The sequence below is a fragment of the Ruegeria sp. CH2 genome (assembly GCF_056537065.1).
Genome location: NZ_JBQFQV010000001.1, coordinates 350,114 through 368,456, shown reverse-complemented (window position 1 = coordinate 368,456; position 18,343 = coordinate 350,114). Strand labels below are relative to the sequence as shown.

The window sequence follows — 18,343 nt, the reverse complement described above, 5'->3', positions numbered from 1 at the left end:
AGGACAAAAAATGCTGGAAATCAAGAATCTGCACGTGAAACTTGAAGAAGAAGACAAGCAGATCCTAAAGGGTGTGGACCTGACGGTTGAAGCCGGCAAGGTACACGCGATCATGGGGCCGAACGGGTCAGGCAAGTCAACACTCAGCTACGTGCTGTCGGGCCGCGACGGGTACGAAGTAACCGAAGGTTCGGCCACTCTGGACGGTCAGGACCTGCTGGAGATGGAACCGGAGGAACGCGCAGCAGCAGGTGTTTTCCTTGCCTTCCAATACCCGGTTGAAATCCCCGGAGTTGGCAACATGACGTTCCTGCGCACCGCAGTAAACGCGCAGCGCAAGGCCCGTGGAGAAGAGGAACTGTCTGCCGCAGACTTCCTGAAAGAAGTGCGTGCCAAGGCCAAGACGCTAAAGATCGACGCGGATATGCTTAAGCGCCCGGTCAATGTTGGTTTTTCGGGCGGTGAGAAAAAGCGTAACGAAATCCTGCAGATGGCTATGCTTGAACCGAAGATGTGCATCATGGACGAAACCGACTCGGGCCTTGATGTGGATGCGATGAAGCTGGTCGCCGAAGGTGTGAATGCCCTGCGGGACGAAGGCCGTGGGTTCCTGGTGATCACCCATTACCAGCGCCTGCTGGATCACATCAAACCTGACGTCGTGCACATCATGGCCGATGGCCGCATTGTCAAAACCGGAGGCCCGGATCTGGCGCTTGAGGTTGAAAACAACGGTTATGCCGACATTCTGGCCGAGGTGAACTGATGGCTTTGCCGCAAGCGAAACAAACCGCAACCGAGGCGCGTCTGGCTGCGCTGACCATGCCTGACGCGGGCTGCACCCGCGGTGCACGCGAAGACGCTCTGGCGCGTGTTCTGGAATCCGGGCTGCCGGGGCGCCGGGATGAGTATTGGAAATACACCCAGCCCGACAGTCTGATTTCTGCCGAGGCTTTGCCTGCGGCGGTGTTTGTCAATGATGAACCGGTACTTTTCAACGACCTCGACCGTTTGAAAATAGTCTTTGTCGACGGGGTGTTCAGCGCCGAGGAATCCGATGAGCTGTCGCTGGACGGTGTCAAGATCGACCGGATTGAAGACATCTGCTGCAAAGACATTCATTGGGCAAAAGACCTGTATGGCGTTCTGGAAGCGCGTGGCCAGTCCCCGGTTCAACGTCCGTTGGCTGCATTGAACACGGCCTTTGCGTCGGACGGTGTCGCCATTCACGTTACGGGCAAACCCTCTAAACCGATCAACCTGATCTATCGTCATGCCTCACCGACATCCGACGCGATCCTGCATCACGTTATTCGTGTGGAAAGCGGGGCCGAGGTGACAATTCTTGAATCCGGTCCGGCGGCGTCGCGTTTCAACAAATGCATGGAGATTGAAATCGCCGACAAGGGGACGCTGCATCATGTGCGGGCACAAGGCAGGGACCATGAACGTCGCGCCGCGACCCATATGTTCACGCGTTTGGGGGCAGAGTCGGTCTACAAGTCCTTCACCTTGACAGCGAATGGGGTGCTGACCCGTAACGAACAGGTCGTTGAACTGACCGGCGACAATGCTGTGGCGCATGTGGCCGGGGCCTGTGTTGGGGATGGTGATTTCCACCATGATGACACGGTGTTCATCACCCATGACGCGGTGAATTGCGAAAGCCGTCAGGTCTTTAAGAAAGTGCTGCGCAACGGTGCGACCGGAGTGTTTCAGGGCAAGATCCTTGTAAAGGAAGGGGCCCAGAAAACCGATGGGTACCAGATCAGCCAATCGCTGCTTTTGGATGATGATAGCCAGTTCCTCGCCAAACCCGAACTTGAGATCTACGCCGATGACGTGGCGTGTTCCCACGGCTCAACCTCGGGGGCGATTGACGAAACAGCGCTGTTCTATCTTCGGTCACGGGGTGTTCCGGTCAAGGACGCGACCAACATGTTGACGCTGGCATTCCTGGCCGAAGCGGTGGACGAAATCGAAGACAGTGCTTTGGCAGATGAAATCGTAAGCCGTCTGGAAGGGTGGCTGGCGCGCCGAAGCTGATGGCCCTGTCGTCGGATATCCTGGCAACGTACCGGGGGCCGGGGCGCGTGGTGCGCAGGCTTCTGGATATGGGTCAACGAGAAGACCGGGCGCTGATCTTTGTCATGGCGTTTTGTGTGGTGGCATTCATCGCCCAGATGCCTGGCCTTGCCCGTAAAGCGCATCTGGAAGGCGTTGAGCTGAATATGCTATTGGGTGGTGCTCTGCTTGGATCAGTGTTCATTCTGCCCTTGGTTTTTTACACGCTGGCACTGGTATCTCATTGGGCGGCACGCCTGTTTGGCGGGCAGGGAAGCGCTTATGGTGCGCGCCTGGCACTGTTTTGGGCGCTGTTGTCCTCTGCGCCGCTGGTTCTGCTGAACGGCCTTGTCGCCGGATTCATCGGGCCAGGGCCTACCTTGACGTTTGTAGGTCTCGCCTGGGTTGCTGTTTTTGTCTGGTTCTGGGTATCCGGTCTCAGACAAGTGCAAAGGTCCGTCGCATGAATTCGAGTTTTCTGGGAAATCTGGCGGTCTTGACGATCAAGAACCCGGCCGAAGCGGCGCGACGGCTGATGGCGCTCAAGCTGGGACGAGAAGTGCTTTGGTTGGCATTTGCGCTGGCGGTCGTTTTGAACTGCGTTGTCCAATTGGGAATTGATCTGTCGATAACAATGGCGGCGGGTCAACCCTCTCCTGCGCTCGAAAGCATTCCCATGGTTTTGGTGCGCTCGGCCGGGGCCATGATGCTGAGCATTGTCGCGTTCCTGCTGGTCGGGCGAATGCTTGGAGGTCTGGCGAGGTTCGATGATCTGATGGTTCTGACGATCTGGCTGCAATTCCTGCAAATAGCCGCCTTGGTCGTGACGCTGATCTTGAGCCTGACCCTACCGTTCCTGATGATGATGACCTTGTTGGCGACAGCAATCCTGAGCCTTTACGTCACGCTTCATTTTCTGAACGAAGCGCATCAGCTCGGGTCGCTCTGGAAATCCTTTGCGGTAATTGTGTTGTCAGCCCTTGTCGCCATCCCTTTTGTTCTGTTTCTAAGCCCAACCGGGCCCGTCTAGGAATACCACTCTTATGTATGATGTGCAGAAAATCCGCTCTGACTTTCCGATCCTGTCGCGTCAGGTGAATGGCAAGCCTTTGACGTATCTCGACAATGGTGCTTCGGCTCAGAAACCTCAGGTGGTCATTGACGCGGTGACGCGGGCCTATGCCGAGGAGTATTCGAACGTCCATCGTGGCCTGCATTTTCTGTCCAATCTTGCGACAGAGAAATACGAGGCCGTTCGTGGCACGACCGCGCGGTTTCTGGGGGCATCGAACGAGAATGAGATCGTCCTGAACTCTGGTACCACCGAAGGGATCAACCTGATCGCCTATGGCTGGGCTATGCCGCGACTTAAAGCGGGGGATGAGATCGTTCTGAGTGTGATGGAGCATCATGCAAACATCGTACCCTGGCATTTCCTACGCGAACGACAGGGCATCGTGCTGAAATGGGTCGATGTCGACGCAGAGGGCGGGCTTGACCCTCAGGCGGTAATCGATGCAATCGGGCCGAAAACCAAGCTGGTTGCTGTGACACACTGCTCGAACGTGCTGGGTACGGTCGTGGATGTGAAAGCCATAACTGACGGTGCCCACGCCAAGGGCGTCCCGGTTCTGGTTGATGGCAGTCAGGGTGCCGTTCACATGCCGGTAAATGTCGAAGAGATCGGGTGCGATTTCTACGCGATCACTGGCCACAAGCTTTATGGTCCGTCAGGGTCGGGTGCGATTTTCATCAAATCCGACCGCATGGCCGAAATGCGCCCCTTTATCGGTGGCGGCGACATGATCAAAGAGGTCAGTAAGGATCAAGTCATCTATAATGACCCGCCTATGAAGTTCGAGGCCGGCACGCCGGGGATCGTTCAGACCATCGGTCTTGGCGTAGCGCTGGAGTATATGATGGACTTGGGGATGGAAAACATCGCTGCCCATGAATCCAGCTTGCGCGATTACGCGATGCAACGTCTGACAGGGCTGAACTGGTTGCAGGTTCAGGGCACTCGCCCGGACAAGGCCGCGATTTTCAGCTTTACGCTGGACGGTGCTGGCCATGCACACGACGTCTCAACCATTCTCGACAAGAAGGGTGTTGCGGTTCGTGCCGGTCACCACTGTGCCGGGCCACTGATGGACCACCTGGGGGTGACGGCAACGTGCCGCGCCAGCTTTGGTCTCTATAACACTACCGATGAAGTTGACACGCTGATCGAAGCGCTTGAATTGGCGCATGATCTGTTTGCCTGATTTTGGTCTTGATTGGGGTGCGGCAATCGCGATTTGCAGTTGCACCCGGATTGGAACAAGGTTAGCTAACGGCCAAGGCACCTGTAGCTCAGCTGGATAGAGCGCTGCCCTCCGAAGGCAGAGGCCAGAGGTTCGAATCCTCTCAGGTGCGCCATTTTCGCCATGTTTTTAAGGGTTATTGGGAAAAACAGCCGCTTCTGTACCACATTTGCAGGGGCTTAAGTACCACATGGCTATCGTGATGAAGATCAAATACCTCGACAAACTCAAAGAAGGCTACAGGTTCAAGCGCAGGTTTCCAAAGGACGTTGTTCAATTCACTGGCAAGGAGTTCTTTCAGGCTCGGTTCGCGGTGAAGGAAGAGGGACCCGCTCTTATTCGTGAACATGCGGCCCTACTGAGAGACTTTGACAACACCGTCAGGGCAGCCAGAAAACGGGCGACCGGGTCGGAAGAGTTGCCTCCTAGGGAAAGATGGTATCGCGCCCTCACAGAAGCCGAGAGGCTTGTCGGTGAGCTACCTGACGAAGACCTCAGTGACGTCCTAGCGGATGAGATGCACAAGCTAGGTTCGGACCCGATGCTACTCAAAGCCATCCGGGACCCAGAAGCTAAACCCCCTGCGGTTACCCTAGCTGACGCCAAGGCTATCTATGAAACGGAAAGGGTGAGGGGTAAGAGGTCCTCCCAACAACAGCTTGATCGAACCTGTAGACGTATTGAGGATGTGCTTGGTCCCTTGGATCAAATCAAGCTGATGGGATTGAAGCGAGAACAGGCGCGGTATCTGCGTGACCAGATGCTCAAAATGACCACCTCACCCGGCAAGCTACTTTCTCCGTCATCTGTGAAGCGGGAATTGCGGATTGTCTCTTCTATGGTCAACGTGGGTATAAAGGAGTTCGACCTTACCAATGAAGCATCGAACCCCTTCCAAGGGTTAGAGGTTCACCAAGGGGAAACCAAAGAAGAAGACAAGAGGCTGCCCCTAAGTATGGACCAGATGGAGGCAATGAGTGTCAGGTTAAGGGACCACGCAAGGTCACCTGATCTACCTTTGATATGGGATATGCTCATCGACACCGGCTGCCGTCTAGCTGAGATAACTGGTCTCACCCTAGACGATGTCCACCTTGATGATGATATTCCAAACATCGACATTCGCCCAAACTCCATCCGGCCTATCAAGACTAAGGTATCAGTGCGAAGGGTCCCACTCACTGGCAGCGCTCTGGTGGCTGTTAAGGCAGCCGTTGAGAAACGCAACGGGGCTGGTGGAAGTGACCCATTGTGGCCTGCGTATGGCCGCGACAGGGGGGCTGACAGCGCGTCTCAGGTGCTTATCAAACATCTCAGGACCATTACCCAAGACACAAGGCTGACAGTCCACTCCACGCGGCATGCAATGAAGGACCGCCTAAGGTTGGCTGGTGTAGACCCAGTCGTTCAGAAGTTTGCGTTGGGTCACGCTGTGGCCGGTGTAGGCGAGACCTACGGTGGACCAGAGGCTAGACTGAAGTTGGTCTCAGATGCCTTCAATAGTGTTTCCTAAGTCATTGAAAACAGACCGCCCCAATTAGGAACAGTCTGTTCGTTAGCGGGGTGACGCTCGGCTCAGAGAGTTCGCTAGGTGGGGCGTTAAGGCTGGGCTTTGAAATACCGCTTCCTCGCTAGAGAAGAGCCGAGGGGTGAAAATACAAAGTAACCCAAATACTTTCTGACCAAGGTGTTTTTACCTGGTGGTGGGCTACCTCTATTCCATCAGCGAGGTTGCCAAAGCATCGGATGAGATCGTCGCTTTGACCTGATAGGCTCCGAGCACAAAAAGCCCTATCGCCGAAACTGTGGCTAGAAATGCCAAAACGTGAGATGAAACATTGGCAATACGACTCAGGCGATCACTTTTCCCCTCAGTTCTCTTATTCAAGATCGCCAGCATTGAGTAGTGGGTCAAATAGGCCAAAGCTAACGCAATCACCGAAGCAGCAACGCCCCACGCGAAGTACATCAGTGCAAACGCAACACCTTCCAATAGTGCCGTTAAGTCGCCGTTGTCTTTAACTATCGAAGCAACAAAACCAAGCACGGCAACAGCCGCACCACCGTTGATAAGCAGTGCACTTTTCAGTACAATATTTGAGGTATCAATAGCTTTTTCGTTTATCATCTGGAACTCTTCAAAGTTCCTTTGATGCTGAGCTTCGTTAGGGACTGCCACTTGTGGTTCCTTCTCGTTTGCCTGAATTACGAATTTCGCTTGGCCCACCAGTTGGCTAAGTCAGGCCCTGCACTGAACCCCCAACCAGCCCCAATAGAGGTGAAAACCGAAACTCCGGCTATGGCGACAAATGGCCCGCCGACAATGCCTGTACCGCTGCCCACTAAAAACCCGAGCAGCCCTCCAGCGGCGGCTCCTAGCAGTCTTGATTTTCTCAATTTGAGGGTCCTTCTATCTGCAATATCCCGCACGTTTCAGCCGTGATTTGGCTGCGGCTGTTTCCAACTTCCTGTATCTGCCACCTGAGTACCGAGGGCAATCTAGTGCGTGGCCAGCGGCAATCACAGCGGCACCCACGTCCTGACCATCCGCATAGCAAACACCGACCCAGCGGTCATAGGTACGTTCTCCGTTCAAGTCGCACGTTACAGTCTTCCCGCGAAGATAGTTGACCATCCACCGTTTAGCACTCCGACCAGAACGGGTGCCCAACTCGGGTGCATCAACGCCGTTTAATCGCACAGGGGTGCCATCAACGACGATGGTGTCTGCGTCCCGGACGTATGTGCCACCAGCGAGAGCATTCGTTGCGAGGGCGAGAGTGAAGGCTGTGAGAAAGCGTTTCATGTTCGGAAATCAGATCAAGAAGGCAAAGGTCTGGCTATCAGCTACGCCTCTAGCCTCGTGTTAGCAACCCGTTAGTGCTGAACGAATACTCTTCCTTTTTCCCAATGATGACATGGTCATGTATGAGTATGCCCATAGTATTGCAGGCATCCTGAATACGTTCTGTCGTTAAGATGTCAGAAGTGCTGGGTGAAGGGTCACCTGAGGGATGATTGTGGACCAGTATGAGTGAACTCGCGTTCAGTTCTAGAGCACGTTTGACAATTTCGCGAGGGTACACTGGTACATGGTCTACTGTGCCTTTTGCCTGTTCCTCGTCAGCAATCAGAACATTCTTGCGGTCCAGATACAGGACACGGAACTGTTCCACCTCTCGGTGCGCCATTGCGGTCCTGCAGTAGGTGACCAAGGCTTCCCAAGATGAAACCACATCCCGCTTCAATACCTGAGCCTGTGCCATTCTGTGCCCAAACGCTTCGACCACTCTGAGGTGATAGTAGACCCAGTCGTTTGCACCATCGACTTGGAGTATTCGATGCCTTGATGCTGCAATGACCCCGTTTAAGTCGCCAAATTCTGCCAGTAGACGTTTCGCAAGAGGTTTAACGTCAATTCTTTGGATGGCGTTGAACAGAAGGAGTTCCAGTAGTTCGTACTCGGGCATCGGTTGGTGACCGCCCTGTAAGAAGCGATCTCTTAGGCGCTGGCGGTGCCCCCAATAGTGAGGTCGTTTGGCTCCGTCATCACCCGTAACGAGGCCGCCCCCGGCTGCGTTCTTTGGCGATAGACGGTCACGATAAACATAACTGGGTGAATGGGCTGGTTCGCTGATCGCGTCCGGTGGGGGAATTCGCGCGTCGAGGTCTTTCAGCCCCTTCATCGCATCCTCTGAGAAGCCGTATTGCCCGTCGTATTTGACTAGCTTGCCGAACTTCTTTCTGTCTCCCGCTATCACCCCTTTGAGGTGGTCTATGATCTGGCTTTTCATACCCGCGCCCGCCGTTGAACTCCTTCCGTAGATATTGGCGGGACGTTGGTTAACGATGCGTAAATGAACGGAGTTCCGCGATCTGGTCTTGCTTTGCGGCACGCTAGCAGCAAGATGTCGTCATGAGTTTATCTGACATTACTACAGCATCAATCATAGCCGCATGTGACGAATACGACGAGCTTGGCAAAACCAGGTTTCTGAAAAAGTATGGCTTCGGTAGTTCGAAGAAGTACCACCTTCTCCACAACGGGAAATACTACGAATCTAAGGCTATCGTGGGGGCCGCGCATGGATATGTGGGGCCGGGATTTGTTCCGCTTAATGCTAAGAACTCATCTGGTGGGCAAAGGCTCGCCGTGCAGGTCTTAGAGAACCTAAGATTTGAAGTGGTTGAGAATCCGCCGCCAACACGAAATCCGGACTGGTCGCGCGACGAACTAATCCTCGCAACTGAGTTCTATCTTCGACACGCGCCGAGTATTCCCAGCAAATCATCTAAACCGTTGACTGCACTCGCGGACGAAATACGTGCGACAGCAGTTATGCAGGGGCTCAGCGGCAACGACACCTTCCGTAACCCAAACGGTGTTTACATGAAGCTTATGGAGTTGCGGAAATATGATGAAAATTACAAAGGCATTGGGCTTGGGCACGAGCGTGTTCGTGACGTTGAACTTGAAGTCTTTACGTTGCCAGAGCGCGAATTATTGTTGGCTGCGTATGACATAAGAAACCGCATTCAGGCTTTTCTTGAAAGCGGGGGGCAGGTTCCGAAGGTTGAAAGGCCGCTGCCAAAATCAGAAGTGCTACGGGAGCTACTGGCAAGCGATAAGCCATTGGAGAACCAGCTAGCGGAAGTTCTGATTGATTGGCAGGATACCAAACGTGACTTCGGACGGTTCCCGGGGCTTGGTCGAGAACCAGGCCAAATTCGGAAACACGGTGCTGTGCATGTCATAGAAAAGCGCGTGCGCTCTCGTGCCAGTGGTTTCGATGAAGTATCGGCATCCGGTAAGTCTTACGAACAAATTGTAGTCGATCACTTCAAGCAATTCCCGAGTGAAGTCGTTGAAACCGCGAAGAAACGGCTCGCGGATTTCGACTTGGCAATGCCGACTGACAACCGGGATGAGTTGGAGAAAAAGGCCAAGGCCATACTTTCGCGGCCTGAAATGCTCTCAGAACCGCCTGCTGGTAATCCGTCACCAAAGAAAGAGCTAGCACTCGGGACGGTCTACGTCCGCGACCCACGCGTCGTTGCGTACACACAGCAAAGGGCAAATGGCGTGTGCGAACTGTGCCAACAAAAAGCACCTTTCCGCAGGCCAGATGGCACAGGCTATCTCGAAACACACCACATATTGCCTCTAGCAGAGGGTGGTCCCGACACCGTAGAAAACTGCGCTGCTGTCTGTCCTAACTGCCACCGTGCGTTGCACTCAGCGAACGACAAAGAAGGCTTAGCGGAGGTTTTGAAGAAGCGCCTGAGCGATACGGTTTGACTCGTCGTGCCACTGCAAACGGGCCTTTGGAGCCTCTATGCCAAACCCATCTACCCCGGCTGAATACCGCCGGGGTGAACGTGGTGTTCTCGAGGTAAATATGCCCCGAACTCAGGCCGCTTTGTAGGCAGCGTTAGCAGCCATTGCGTCTACTTCTTCATTTCTTCGGTCTCCTGCGTGACCCCGAACCCATTCCCATTGCACGTTAAGCTCGTGAGTCACTGTGAGTAGTTCCTCCCAAAGGTCGCGGTTTTCGACGGGCTTACCGCCCGCTTTACGCCAGCCGTTAGTCTGCCATTTGTGGTGCCAATCAGTCATTCCTTGGATGAGCAACCGGCTGTCAGAGTAAACGGTGATCTGAGCTTTTTCGCCTTTCTTGATCTTTTTCAGGCCCTGAATGGCGGCTGTCATTTCCATCCTGTTGTTGGTGGTGTGTTTGACGCCGCCATTGATGGAGCGCTTCTTGACCTCTTTGCCGCCTTCGTATCGTCGGAGAGTTGCAGCCCAGCCGCCGCGACCGGGGTTTCCAAGGCATGAGCCATCAGTGTGAATAGTGATTTCAGTGTTTGTCATTTGGGCTTCTTCTTCGTTCGTTAGGGGGCTGTGGTTTGTTTGCAGTCGGTCATGGCGACCACGCCAAGCTCAACCAAGAATGAAAGCGCCTCGCTCTGTGAGACCTCACGCGCCAACTGTTTGACCATGCGTTCCCGCACGGTGTTAACCGTAGCTACCACTTCGGGGCGCACTCTCATGCTGGCCCAGTGGTTTGGTCGGTCGACCCAAGGGACAAGCTGTTCGTCGATCTTGTCGCGGCCCAAGCGGGAACGTGCAGTTGACTTCAGGCGCTTCGTAAACGCTCGTCGCTTGTCGTAGCCGATACAGCGTAGCCCTTTGTCGGCCACGCGATTTTGTTCATTCAGTTCCATTGTATGTTCCAGATATGAAAAGGGACGCCCGTTCTGGACGCCCCGGTTGCTGTTCAGAGGAGAAAACGCCTCCCTCTATGCTGTCTCCCCTAGGATGACCCGATCAGGCAGGCCTTCGTCTGTGAACTCCACACACGCAGCACCATAGAAGGCAGGGCGACTGGTCATTACATCGGGGCGGCTTTGGTTGAGGCCAAAGGGTCCCAAATCGGCATGTTTGAAGAAGTCTGGGCGGACATCGTGATGGAGTTTCTTAGACCAGACCGCAGTCCAGGCTGTGTCGGGGGAGAGGTCATCGTAGTCATCAACAACAGGGCAGTCATCCTCATTGTAAGGACCGAAATACGGAGTGAGTTCGATAATGTCACAACCACATACCTTGGATTGGCAAAGACAGAATTGCACCTCGTCTGACCTTAGGCGGCGCTTATCGTTGGTGTGCTTGTAGAGACCGAGCGGGCGCATAGGGTCAGGGATGAAAGGTTGATCAGCATCGCTATTTTCAACCACTGTTTTCCTGAATACAGGTGTCAGAGGTTCTGGTTTTGCCGGAGACCAATGATCGGGGTGTTCGCCCTCTAGAACATTCTCTTCAATCCACTCAATGAAAGAAGTGGTCTCAATGGGGTTTCGACCCCGAATGGTCTTGGTTTGTAGTTCAATGATTGACCGAGGTGAGATGAGAGACCCTCTGTCCTTGCTACCATTCATGAATGAGAATGCTGTGTCAGCGATCTTGATCTTATCCATCGCATGCAGACGACCAATGGTCTTTGCATATCCCGCCTTCTTGGCTTTAGGTACACCTGCCGCGGCCAAAGCATCGGCAGCATACAGCCACTTACGACCACCTGTAGCCACGACGTTGATTGGTTGGTCTTTGAAGATGAGAGTTGAATGATGGAACGACCTATCATCAAATAACGGCGTGCCCAGCGCATCGGTCCGCATGTGTATATCCTTTCTGGGGTGGGCTACTAAGTATAACCATAAGGGTAAGGGTAGGTGTTCCCGGGGTAGGTGTTCTTGCTGGTGCCTGCTCGGGAACATTCGGAGGTTTGCCAGATGCGGTCTCGTTCGCTTCCTGCATTGCGTGCAACTTGGCTTTTCAATGGATGACGCCCCATGGCAGGGGCACGCACGAACTACCGGACGGAAAAAACCTGCCGTCTGGCCTGCCAACACTTCGGGTTTCGGAATTCAGTGTACGGCTATAGTGGGGGTGAATGCTCGCGCAATGTTCCAAGCGTCTATACTGTGGGTAAATGGACTAATGCCAGTTTGAGCGACCACTGTTGCTTGCTGAATGTCCGCTTTCTGCTTGTTTGGGGGCGAATTGATTTCAGGCCCTCACGTCGCCTCTTTCGCCAGCCTATAAACAGTCGCTCTGCTGACCCCGAAGTCTCTCGCGATCTGGGTCGGCTTCTCGCCTTTCTGGAACGCTTCGCGAATGGCGGCTGCCTTGTCCTCATCCATTGCTGGGCGTCCCTTGAATTTCCCTTCAGCCTTGGCCTTCGCAATCCCTTCCCGCTGCCGCTCAAGCATCACCTCACGTTCAAACTGAGCAACGGCCCCTAGGATGGTCTCAAGCATCTGCGCAGTGGCACTGTCATTCATCATGGGCATGTTCATGATGTGCAATTGGACACCTTTGCTTGCAAGCCGTTTACGAATGTCGATGAGGTCAGGAACAGAGCGTGCCAGACGGTCCAGCTTTGTGACGACCAGAGTGTCCCCTTCACGGGCAAAGTCTATGGCCGCTTCAAGCTGGTCACGCTGCTTAACACTGCTAACCTGTTCTGCGAACAACTTCTCACACCCATGGTCTGTCAGTTCACGCTGCTGGGCCTCAAAGCCTGCAATCTGGTCTGCTGTTGACGTCCGCGCATATCCTATGAGCATGTGCCTGTCTCCGAATGTGTATCGTTTATCTTTATGAGGTAAATAGGAAAGTGTATCATAAATGTAAACCCAACTTAAATGAGACAGTATGTAAGGGGTTGGCACCTGTCTTGTTACACTCCGGTCAAATGAGACACAGATGTTCAGGCAGCCTTCCGGTGGTTCGTGAAGGTCAGGGCGTAGCGTCCAGCGTCAAGGAACACCTCACCCGGTGCTTCTCGTGTCACCTTAAAAGGAACTGAACGAGCCTCACGTTCGATGAGCAAGTCAAAAGGACCAAAGCGAATGTCAAAGATGATCATGGGTCGTTACCTCATAAATGATGTCCATCATTAGCGATGTGCGTTCAACTTGGCTCCGCTTCAACAGCAAGTCAACCCATTGAAAAATATGCACTAAAAGGACTTTCCTGCCGGTGGAGAGAGGTGGCCCTGAGGTGGTCCCACCGGGGGGCCTGCGCGGCATATTCTTTAATCTCTAACACTCAGGTTTTTTCGCCAAAATATTCGGTAGAACCTGCCTCCCAATTGAAAAAAAGAGCAGTCATAGGTGGACCATTCTTTCTTTTGGTGAGTAATGTCACCGAAAGTAATTAGAGGTTGAGCAGTGTCAGAAGAAGACTTTGTCCCAAGAACATTTTCCCAGATGTACGAAAGGCCCGACGCGAACTCTGGAGACAATGCAAGAGTTAGGCTCAGGTTGGCAAAAGCCTTTGAAAGGGCTGTGGGAGAAGACCATATCTCTGTCGGAAATGCGATAGAGGGCCTTGTCGGGATAGATGGCCCTAGCAGAGTTGGCATATACTACGCGGACTGGCCTCGGTACTTTGAGGGTCTAGACTGGCGAGATTGTCGAAACTGCATTAGCGCCTTGATTGATTACCTGCTTGAGAAATCAAATACCGAAAGAAGCTCTGTTTACAGTAGGCGGCTAAGCGAGTTTTTCAGGGATGTTAATCGCGTCTTCGCTGAGGAAAATGTCTTAGCGAAACTGGATCGCGATGGGATTGTTCACCCAAAGGTCGATCAAGCCTTTGAGGTAGCAAGGACTTGGGCTGTTAGAGGTGTGGAGGCTGCTGAGTTTGAGGCGGCGCGAACCCACCTTGATGAAGTAGAAACCGCGCTTCTGAAGAACCCTGTCGACGGTGCTCAAGCAATTTACAGGGTCTTTCTGGCAGCAGAAAATATATACAAGCAGATGACAAATGACGACCGACTGGTCTCTGGTAAAGCTAAGACAAAGATTGGAAAGTTCCTCGCTCAAAATTACGATAACGGTTCATCAGAATTGAGAGTGGCAAATAGGCAGTTGGCGGGGTTTTGCGAGTGGATAGAGGCAGCGCACACCTATCGTCACGAGCCGGGTGCCAACGCTCCAAGTCAACCACCTGAGGAACTTTGCATACTGTCGGTTTCTGCTGGTTATGCGTTTGTACGCTGGCTTTCAGACTTGAAGAGGCTGGTTGATACAAACAAAGACTGATTTTCAAAGAGCCACGACCAACCTTGACAGCTTCTGTACCACTTCTGTACCACTTGCGTCACACCTAGCGGCTGACATTCTCAATAAAATAAGGCGTTACGCGGAGGTTGGATTTGCACGAGAGCCATCTCAGGTGCGCCACCCAATATTCAAAATTGGATCGAAGTCGGGAGCCCAGAACTGTAGGCTTGTGAATTAGCTCGCTTTGCGCGTTGATCGTGCAGTCATCACAACGGCCCGCAAGCTAATAACCATAGCCGAGTTGTAGTGCTTGAGAGAGGGATACCCTGCCAGGTACCGAGAAATTCAAATTAGCAGACTTGGCGGCTCTGCCGCCAATCGCCACGAAAACTATAAAACCGACCGGAATAAACAGTCAGCTAAAGTTCTGAACAAACCGGGAGGAGCGTCAAGGTGTTACCCGCGCCAGGTGCGAACTACGCCGCAATCCATGTGTACGAAGTTCGATCCATAATACTGACCAACACCGCCTGCGCGGCACGACATCGCCGCCTTGGCCATCTGCGATACCGAGCGGGAGGCAAGGCGCAAATCAGCTGCTTGCCCTTCCATGTGAAGCGAGTTGCGCGCCACACGGCGGGACCGGGAACGCAGCATTGCGTTGGTCTGAGGAGAGCGGTAGCCGGACAACAGCATATAGGGTTCGTTGACATCCAGCAGGCTGTGTGATGCCGCCATGATATCAATCGTGCGTAAATCGATGGATTTTACCTGATCTGTGCGCCAATCACGCATGAAGTTGTTCACTTCTTTGACAGCGTCCTTGATATACTTACCATCGACCCAATAGATCATATCCAACCGTTCGCCAGTGCGACCGGAATACATACGAATGCGACGAATATCGCCGCCACCGCGTAAAAAGCCTGCTGCGTTGGAGTAGGTGGGTGCTGCTACGACTGCCGTTGCTGCAAACGCTCCCAATAGGGCACGCCGGGTCAAGCCCGAGGAACTGCTCTCTGTCATTTTGGTTTCGTCCCGTACTGTTCCTGCCTGCACACGATGTTACGTGCACTGTCTTAATTATTCCCATCCCAGATGCGGGATTTATGGCACAATCGGAATCGACGGCCAAGAAGTGTTTCATTTTCACCTTTTCAAGGGGGAATTTTCGGCAGTTTTTTGCGCATTTGCCACAGAGCATCACAAATATTTCGCAGTTGTGGGCTTTGGGCCGCGCAGCCGATGCAAACGCGCATCAGGCCCACGAAGAAGCGATTTGGTAAGGATATCGTGAGTGGACAAGCGTTCTGGCACGACTGCATAGTTGATCGACGTATAAATCACCAGTTCAAACTATTGAATTCCAAGGCCATCCTATGTTTTCTGTTCTCCGCACCAGTACCAGCATCCTGTTTGCCGCGTGTTTCGTGGCTACCGCATCCGTCGCCAATGTGTCGTCTGAAGCTACGCCAGGAACTGCGTTTCAGATGGCGATGGCTGAACATACTCAGCAGGCGCCGCAACTGGTTGAGTTCTACCGGGCAAACGGGTTTTTGCCGCTTTGGGTCGGCGATACGCCTGAACACACTCAACGCCGGGCGGCGCTGATCAATGCGCTTACGAATGCGCATCTGCACGGCCTTCCACAGGCCGAGCCGACTGTTGCCGCCGTGATGGAGAAGATGGAAAAGGCCCGTTCGGTGCGCGATCTCGGTGCGGTTGAAGCAGAACTTAGCCGTATCTTTGTCGAATATGCCGACGCGCTTTATGCGGGCGCAATCCGGCCCGGCAGTGTGGATGATGGGCTGGTTCGGTCCGTAGAACGACGCAGCACTGTTGAGCATTTGCTGGGAATAAGCACTCTGGGCGCGGCCTACTTTACAGTCTTGGCGCCGCAATCACATCAATACCGCGCATTGATGAAGCAGAAGCTGTCCTTGGAAAAGCTGGTATTTCAAGGGGGATGGGGGCCAACAGTTCCCGAAAGCAAACTGGAATACGGCGACACGGGACCGAATGTTGTCAAGCTGCGCGACCGTCTGGTGGTGATGGGTTACATGAAACCGTCCGCCAGCCCGTCTTTCGACAGCGCGTTGCTTGAAGGCGTTCGTGCCTTTCAATCCGCGCATGGGCTTGAAACCGATGGTGTGGCGGGCAAGGGGACGATTGCCGAAATTAACCGTCCAGCCACAGACCGGTTGAAAGCCGTTTACGTTGCGTTGGAACGCGAACGCTGGCTGCCTCGGGAACGCGGCACGCGTCATATCCTTGTGAACCAAGCCGACTTCACGGCCAAGATCGTGGACGAAGGGCAAGTCACTTTTGAAACCCGCGCAGTCATCGGTAAAAATGTGCATGATCGAAGAAGTCCGGAATTTTCGGATGAGATGGAGCATATGGTGATCAACCCAAGCTGGCATGTTCCCCGCTCGATCGTGACCAAGGAATACCTTCCGAAACTGCAATCAAACCCGAATTCCGTGGGACATATTCTGATAACTGACAGAAGCGGCAGGCAGGTCGATCGGGGTGCGGTGGACTTTACCCAGTTTACGACCAGCAATTTTCCCTTCGCAATGCGTCAACCGCCCAGCCAAAGCAATGCGCTGGGTCTGGTGAAGTTCATGTTCCCCAATAAGCACAACATCTATCTGCATGATACTCCACAGAAAAACCTGTTCTCGCGCGAAGTTCGGGCCTTTTCACATGGGTGTATCCGCTTGGCCCAGCCATTTGAATTTGCTTACGCCTTGCTGGCCAAACAAGAGGAAGATCCAAAGGCATTCTTCCATCGCGTTCTGAACACCGGAAAAGAGACCAAAGTCAATTTGGAACAGAAAGTTCCGGTGCATCTGATTTACCGCACGGCCTATATCGGGCCCAAAGGCGAAGTGCAGTATCGTCGCGATGTCTATGGGCGGGACGGCAAGATTTGGGATGCCCTACAAAAGGCAGGGGTGGCCCTGCCGGACGTTCAGGGGTAAGCACAGGGCAAATCCTGCCAAAAGGAAGCCCGCCATGCAGTTTACCGTACAACAGATTGCCGAGTCTCTGGGTGCCGAATGTCAGGGCGATGGCGGCCTGACGATTGTGCGCGCCGCCGAACCGGGCGATGCAGGCCCGACAGATCTGGCGATGGCTATGTCTCCGAAGTACGCCGAGGCGCTTACCAACGGAGCCGCTCGTGCGGCCGTCCTTTGGGAGGGCGCCGACTGGCAGGCGATGGGATTGCGTGCGGCGATTTTTGTAAAACGTCCCCGTATGGCGATGGCTGGCATCACTTCCATGCTGGACCGTGGGCAAGGAGTTGAGCCGGGGATTCACCCCTCGGCCGTGATCGATCCAACAGCTGAAATCAGTTCTGACGTGGCGATTGGACCGTTGGTTGTTGTAGGAGCGCGCGCCCGGATCGGCGCAGGCTCTGTCATAGGGGCACATTGCACCGTGGGAATGGACGCCATATTGGGCGACCAGGCAGTGTTGCGCGAAATGGTCAGCATTGGCGCACGGGCGCAGATCGGAGATCGTTTTATTGCGCAACCCGGTGCCCGGATCGGAGGGGACGGGTTCAGTTTTGTTACCCCCGAAGTCTCGGGCGTCGAAAATGTACGCAAGACAATGGGCGATCAGGGTGAGGCCAAAGCTCAGAGCTGGCTGCGCATTCACTCGCTGGGTGCTGTGGAAATCGGTGACGATGTCGAAATTGGCGCGAATTGCACAATCGACAATGGCACGATCCGAAATACGTATATTGGCCACGGTTCCAAGTTGGATAACCTGGTCCATGTCGGGCACAACACCCGAGTCGGTCAGGACTGCCTGTTGTGCGGTCAGACTGGTGTGTCGGGTTCGGTTGAGATCGGAAACAACGTGGTTCTGGGCGGTCAGACCGGCGTTGTCGACAACATATTCATCGGGGATGGGGTTATTGCCGGTGGCGGCACCAAGATACTTTCCAACGTGCCTGCTGGTCGCGTGATCATGGGGTATCCCGGCGTCAAAATGGAAACGCATACGGACATCTACAAGGCACAACGGCGTTTGCCCCGTATGGCACGCGACGTCGAGGCATTGAAAAAGGCTGTTTTCAAACAGACCCCGAGCGATTAAATCAACCTCAAACTGATAATCAGGGGATCGACATGAGCATCAGCGACCGCGTCATCGCGATCATTGCAGAGCAGGCCGTTCTGGAGCCATCGGATGTAACACCCGAAAGCACGCTGGAAGATCTGGGTATCGACAGCCTAGGGCTGGTCGAAAGCATATTTGCCATCGAGGAAGAGTTCGACATTTCGATTCCTTTCAATGCCAACGAGCCCGAGGCCAACGATTTTGATATCTCCAATGTGGCTGCGATCATCTCTGGGATCGAAAAGCTTGTGTCGGAAAAGGTCTGACAC

Annotated in this window: 20 protein-coding genes and 1 tRNA gene; 12 read left to right on the top strand and 9 right to left on the bottom strand. The window is 53.9% G+C overall.

What is annotated here, in order from left to right; genetic code table 11:
• The first annotated feature begins 10 nt into the window (after positions 1 to 10).
• From sufC to ACR0M9_RS01815, 7 genes are all read left to right on the top strand, one after another.
• On the top strand, positions 11 to 766 hold the full coding sequence (gene sufC, locus ACR0M9_RS01845; protein ID WP_480485611.1) for a Fe-S cluster assembly ATPase SufC: 756 nt from the start codon (positions 11 to 13) through the stop codon (positions 764 to 766).
• A complete protein-coding gene (gene sufD / locus ACR0M9_RS01840; protein WP_209596296.1) occupies positions 766 to 2,046 on the top strand; it encodes a Fe-S cluster assembly protein SufD in 1,281 nt (426 codons plus the stop codon). The genes sufC and sufD overlap by 1 nt, the downstream gene beginning before the upstream one ends.
• On the top strand, positions 2,046 to 2,531 hold the full coding sequence (locus ACR0M9_RS01835) for a YIP1 family protein (RefSeq protein WP_267365776.1): 486 nt from the start codon (positions 2,046 to 2,048) through the stop codon (positions 2,529 to 2,531). The genes sufD and ACR0M9_RS01835 overlap by 1 nt, the downstream gene beginning before the upstream one ends.
• Positions 2,528 to 3,094, top strand: coding sequence for a YIP1 family protein (locus tag ACR0M9_RS01830; protein ID WP_480480889.1), 567 nt, complete (start codon positions 2,528 to 2,530; stop codon positions 3,092 to 3,094). Before ACR0M9_RS01835 ends, ACR0M9_RS01830 begins: the two co-directional genes overlap by 4 nt.
• A 13-nt stretch (positions 3,095 to 3,107) precedes the next feature.
• Positions 3,108 to 4,328 (top strand): cysteine desulfurase, encoded by a 1,221-nt coding sequence (locus ACR0M9_RS01825; RefSeq protein ID WP_480564735.1) that lies wholly within the window; start codon positions 3,108 to 3,110, stop codon positions 4,326 to 4,328.
• Between the two features lie 77 nt (positions 4,329 to 4,405).
• Positions 4,406 to 4,482, top strand: a tRNA-Arg gene (locus ACR0M9_RS01820).
• A gap of 75 nt (positions 4,483 to 4,557) precedes the next feature.
• Complete coding sequence (locus tag ACR0M9_RS01815; RefSeq protein ID WP_480772714.1) at positions 4,558 to 5,880, top strand: site-specific integrase; 1,323 nt, start codon at positions 4,558 to 4,560, stop codon at positions 5,878 to 5,880.
• A gap of 201 nt (positions 5,881 to 6,081) precedes the next feature.
• Here ACR0M9_RS01815 and ACR0M9_RS01810 read toward each other — a convergent pair whose 3' ends face one another.
• The 3 genes from ACR0M9_RS01810 to radC form a co-directional block, all read right to left on the bottom strand.
• Positions 6,082 to 6,546 (bottom strand): hypothetical protein, encoded by a 465-nt coding sequence (locus ACR0M9_RS01810; RefSeq protein ID WP_480772713.1) that lies wholly within the window; start codon positions 6,544 to 6,546, stop codon positions 6,082 to 6,084.
• A gap of 231 nt (positions 6,547 to 6,777) precedes the next feature.
• A complete protein-coding gene (locus ACR0M9_RS01805) occupies positions 6,778 to 7,173 on the bottom strand; it encodes a thermonuclease family protein (RefSeq protein WP_480772712.1) in 396 nt (131 codons plus the stop codon).
• 49 nt (positions 7,174 to 7,222) lie between these two features.
• Positions 7,223 to 8,161: a RadC family protein gene (gene radC / locus ACR0M9_RS01800; RefSeq protein WP_480772711.1), complete on the bottom strand. Its 939-nt coding sequence runs from the start codon at positions 8,159 to 8,161 to the stop codon at positions 7,223 to 7,225.
• A gap of 122 nt (positions 8,162 to 8,283) precedes the next feature.
• Between radC and ACR0M9_RS01795 the strand changes: the two genes are divergently transcribed.
• On the top strand, positions 8,284 to 9,666 hold the full coding sequence (locus ACR0M9_RS01795; RefSeq protein ID WP_480772710.1) for an HNH endonuclease: 1,383 nt from the start codon (positions 8,284 to 8,286) through the stop codon (positions 9,664 to 9,666).
• A 111-nt stretch (positions 9,667 to 9,777) separates the two neighbouring features.
• Here the strand turns inward: ACR0M9_RS01795 and rnhA are convergent, their stop codons facing one another.
• From rnhA to ACR0M9_RS01770, 5 genes are all read right to left on the bottom strand, one after another.
• Positions 9,778 to 10,239 carry a ribonuclease HI gene (gene rnhA, locus ACR0M9_RS01790; protein WP_480772709.1) on the bottom strand — a complete coding sequence of 154 codons (462 nt, stop codon included), beginning with the start codon at positions 10,237 to 10,239 and terminating at the stop codon, positions 9,778 to 9,780.
• A 20-nt stretch (positions 10,240 to 10,259) separates the two neighbouring features.
• Positions 10,260 to 10,592, bottom strand: coding sequence for a hypothetical protein (locus ACR0M9_RS01785; protein WP_480772708.1), 333 nt, complete (start codon positions 10,590 to 10,592; stop codon positions 10,260 to 10,262).
• A 75-nt stretch (positions 10,593 to 10,667) separates the two neighbouring features.
• Positions 10,668 to 11,543 carry a hypothetical protein gene (locus ACR0M9_RS01780; RefSeq protein ID WP_480772707.1) on the bottom strand — a complete coding sequence of 292 codons (876 nt, stop codon included), beginning with the start codon at positions 11,541 to 11,543 and terminating at the stop codon, positions 10,668 to 10,670.
• A 399-nt stretch (positions 11,544 to 11,942) separates the two neighbouring features.
• Positions 11,943 to 12,494 carry a recombinase family protein gene (locus ACR0M9_RS01775; protein ID WP_480772706.1) on the bottom strand — a complete coding sequence of 184 codons (552 nt, stop codon included), beginning with the start codon at positions 12,492 to 12,494 and terminating at the stop codon, positions 11,943 to 11,945.
• Positions 12,495 to 12,637: 143 nt separating this feature from the next.
• Positions 12,638 to 12,796, bottom strand: a complete 159-nt coding sequence (locus ACR0M9_RS01770) for a hypothetical protein (RefSeq protein ID WP_480772705.1) — start codon at positions 12,794 to 12,796, stop codon at positions 12,638 to 12,640.
• A gap of 304 nt (positions 12,797 to 13,100) precedes the next feature.
• Between ACR0M9_RS01770 and ACR0M9_RS01765 the strand changes: the two genes are divergently transcribed.
• Positions 13,101 to 13,976 (top strand): hypothetical protein, encoded by an 876-nt coding sequence (locus ACR0M9_RS01765; protein ID WP_480772704.1) that lies wholly within the window; start codon positions 13,101 to 13,103, stop codon positions 13,974 to 13,976.
• Positions 13,977 to 14,393: 417 nt separating this feature from the next.
• Here ACR0M9_RS01765 and mepK read toward each other — a convergent pair whose 3' ends face one another.
• Positions 14,394 to 14,963, bottom strand: a complete 570-nt coding sequence (gene mepK, locus ACR0M9_RS01760; RefSeq protein ID WP_480480893.1) for a peptidoglycan L,D-endopeptidase MepK — start codon at positions 14,961 to 14,963, stop codon at positions 14,394 to 14,396.
• Between the two features lie 353 nt (positions 14,964 to 15,316).
• Between mepK and ACR0M9_RS01755 the strand changes: the two genes are divergently transcribed.
• Genes ACR0M9_RS01755 through ACR0M9_RS01745 form a run of 3 tightly spaced genes read left to right on the top strand, consistent with a single transcriptional unit; the run spans position 15,317 to position 18,340 of the window.
• Positions 15,317 to 16,924: a L,D-transpeptidase family protein gene (locus ACR0M9_RS01755; RefSeq protein WP_480480895.1), complete on the top strand. Its 1,608-nt coding sequence runs from the start codon at positions 15,317 to 15,319 to the stop codon at positions 16,922 to 16,924.
• Between the two features lie 34 nt (positions 16,925 to 16,958).
• Positions 16,959 to 18,050, top strand: a complete 1,092-nt coding sequence (locus ACR0M9_RS01750; RefSeq protein WP_480485621.1) for a UDP-3-O-(3-hydroxymyristoyl)glucosamine N-acyltransferase — start codon at positions 16,959 to 16,961, stop codon at positions 18,048 to 18,050.
• A gap of 32 nt (positions 18,051 to 18,082) precedes the next feature.
• Positions 18,083 to 18,340: an acyl carrier protein gene (locus ACR0M9_RS01745; RefSeq protein WP_171723262.1), complete on the top strand. Its 258-nt coding sequence runs from the start codon at positions 18,083 to 18,085 to the stop codon at positions 18,338 to 18,340.
• Positions 18,341 to 18,343 lie beyond the last annotated feature (3 nt).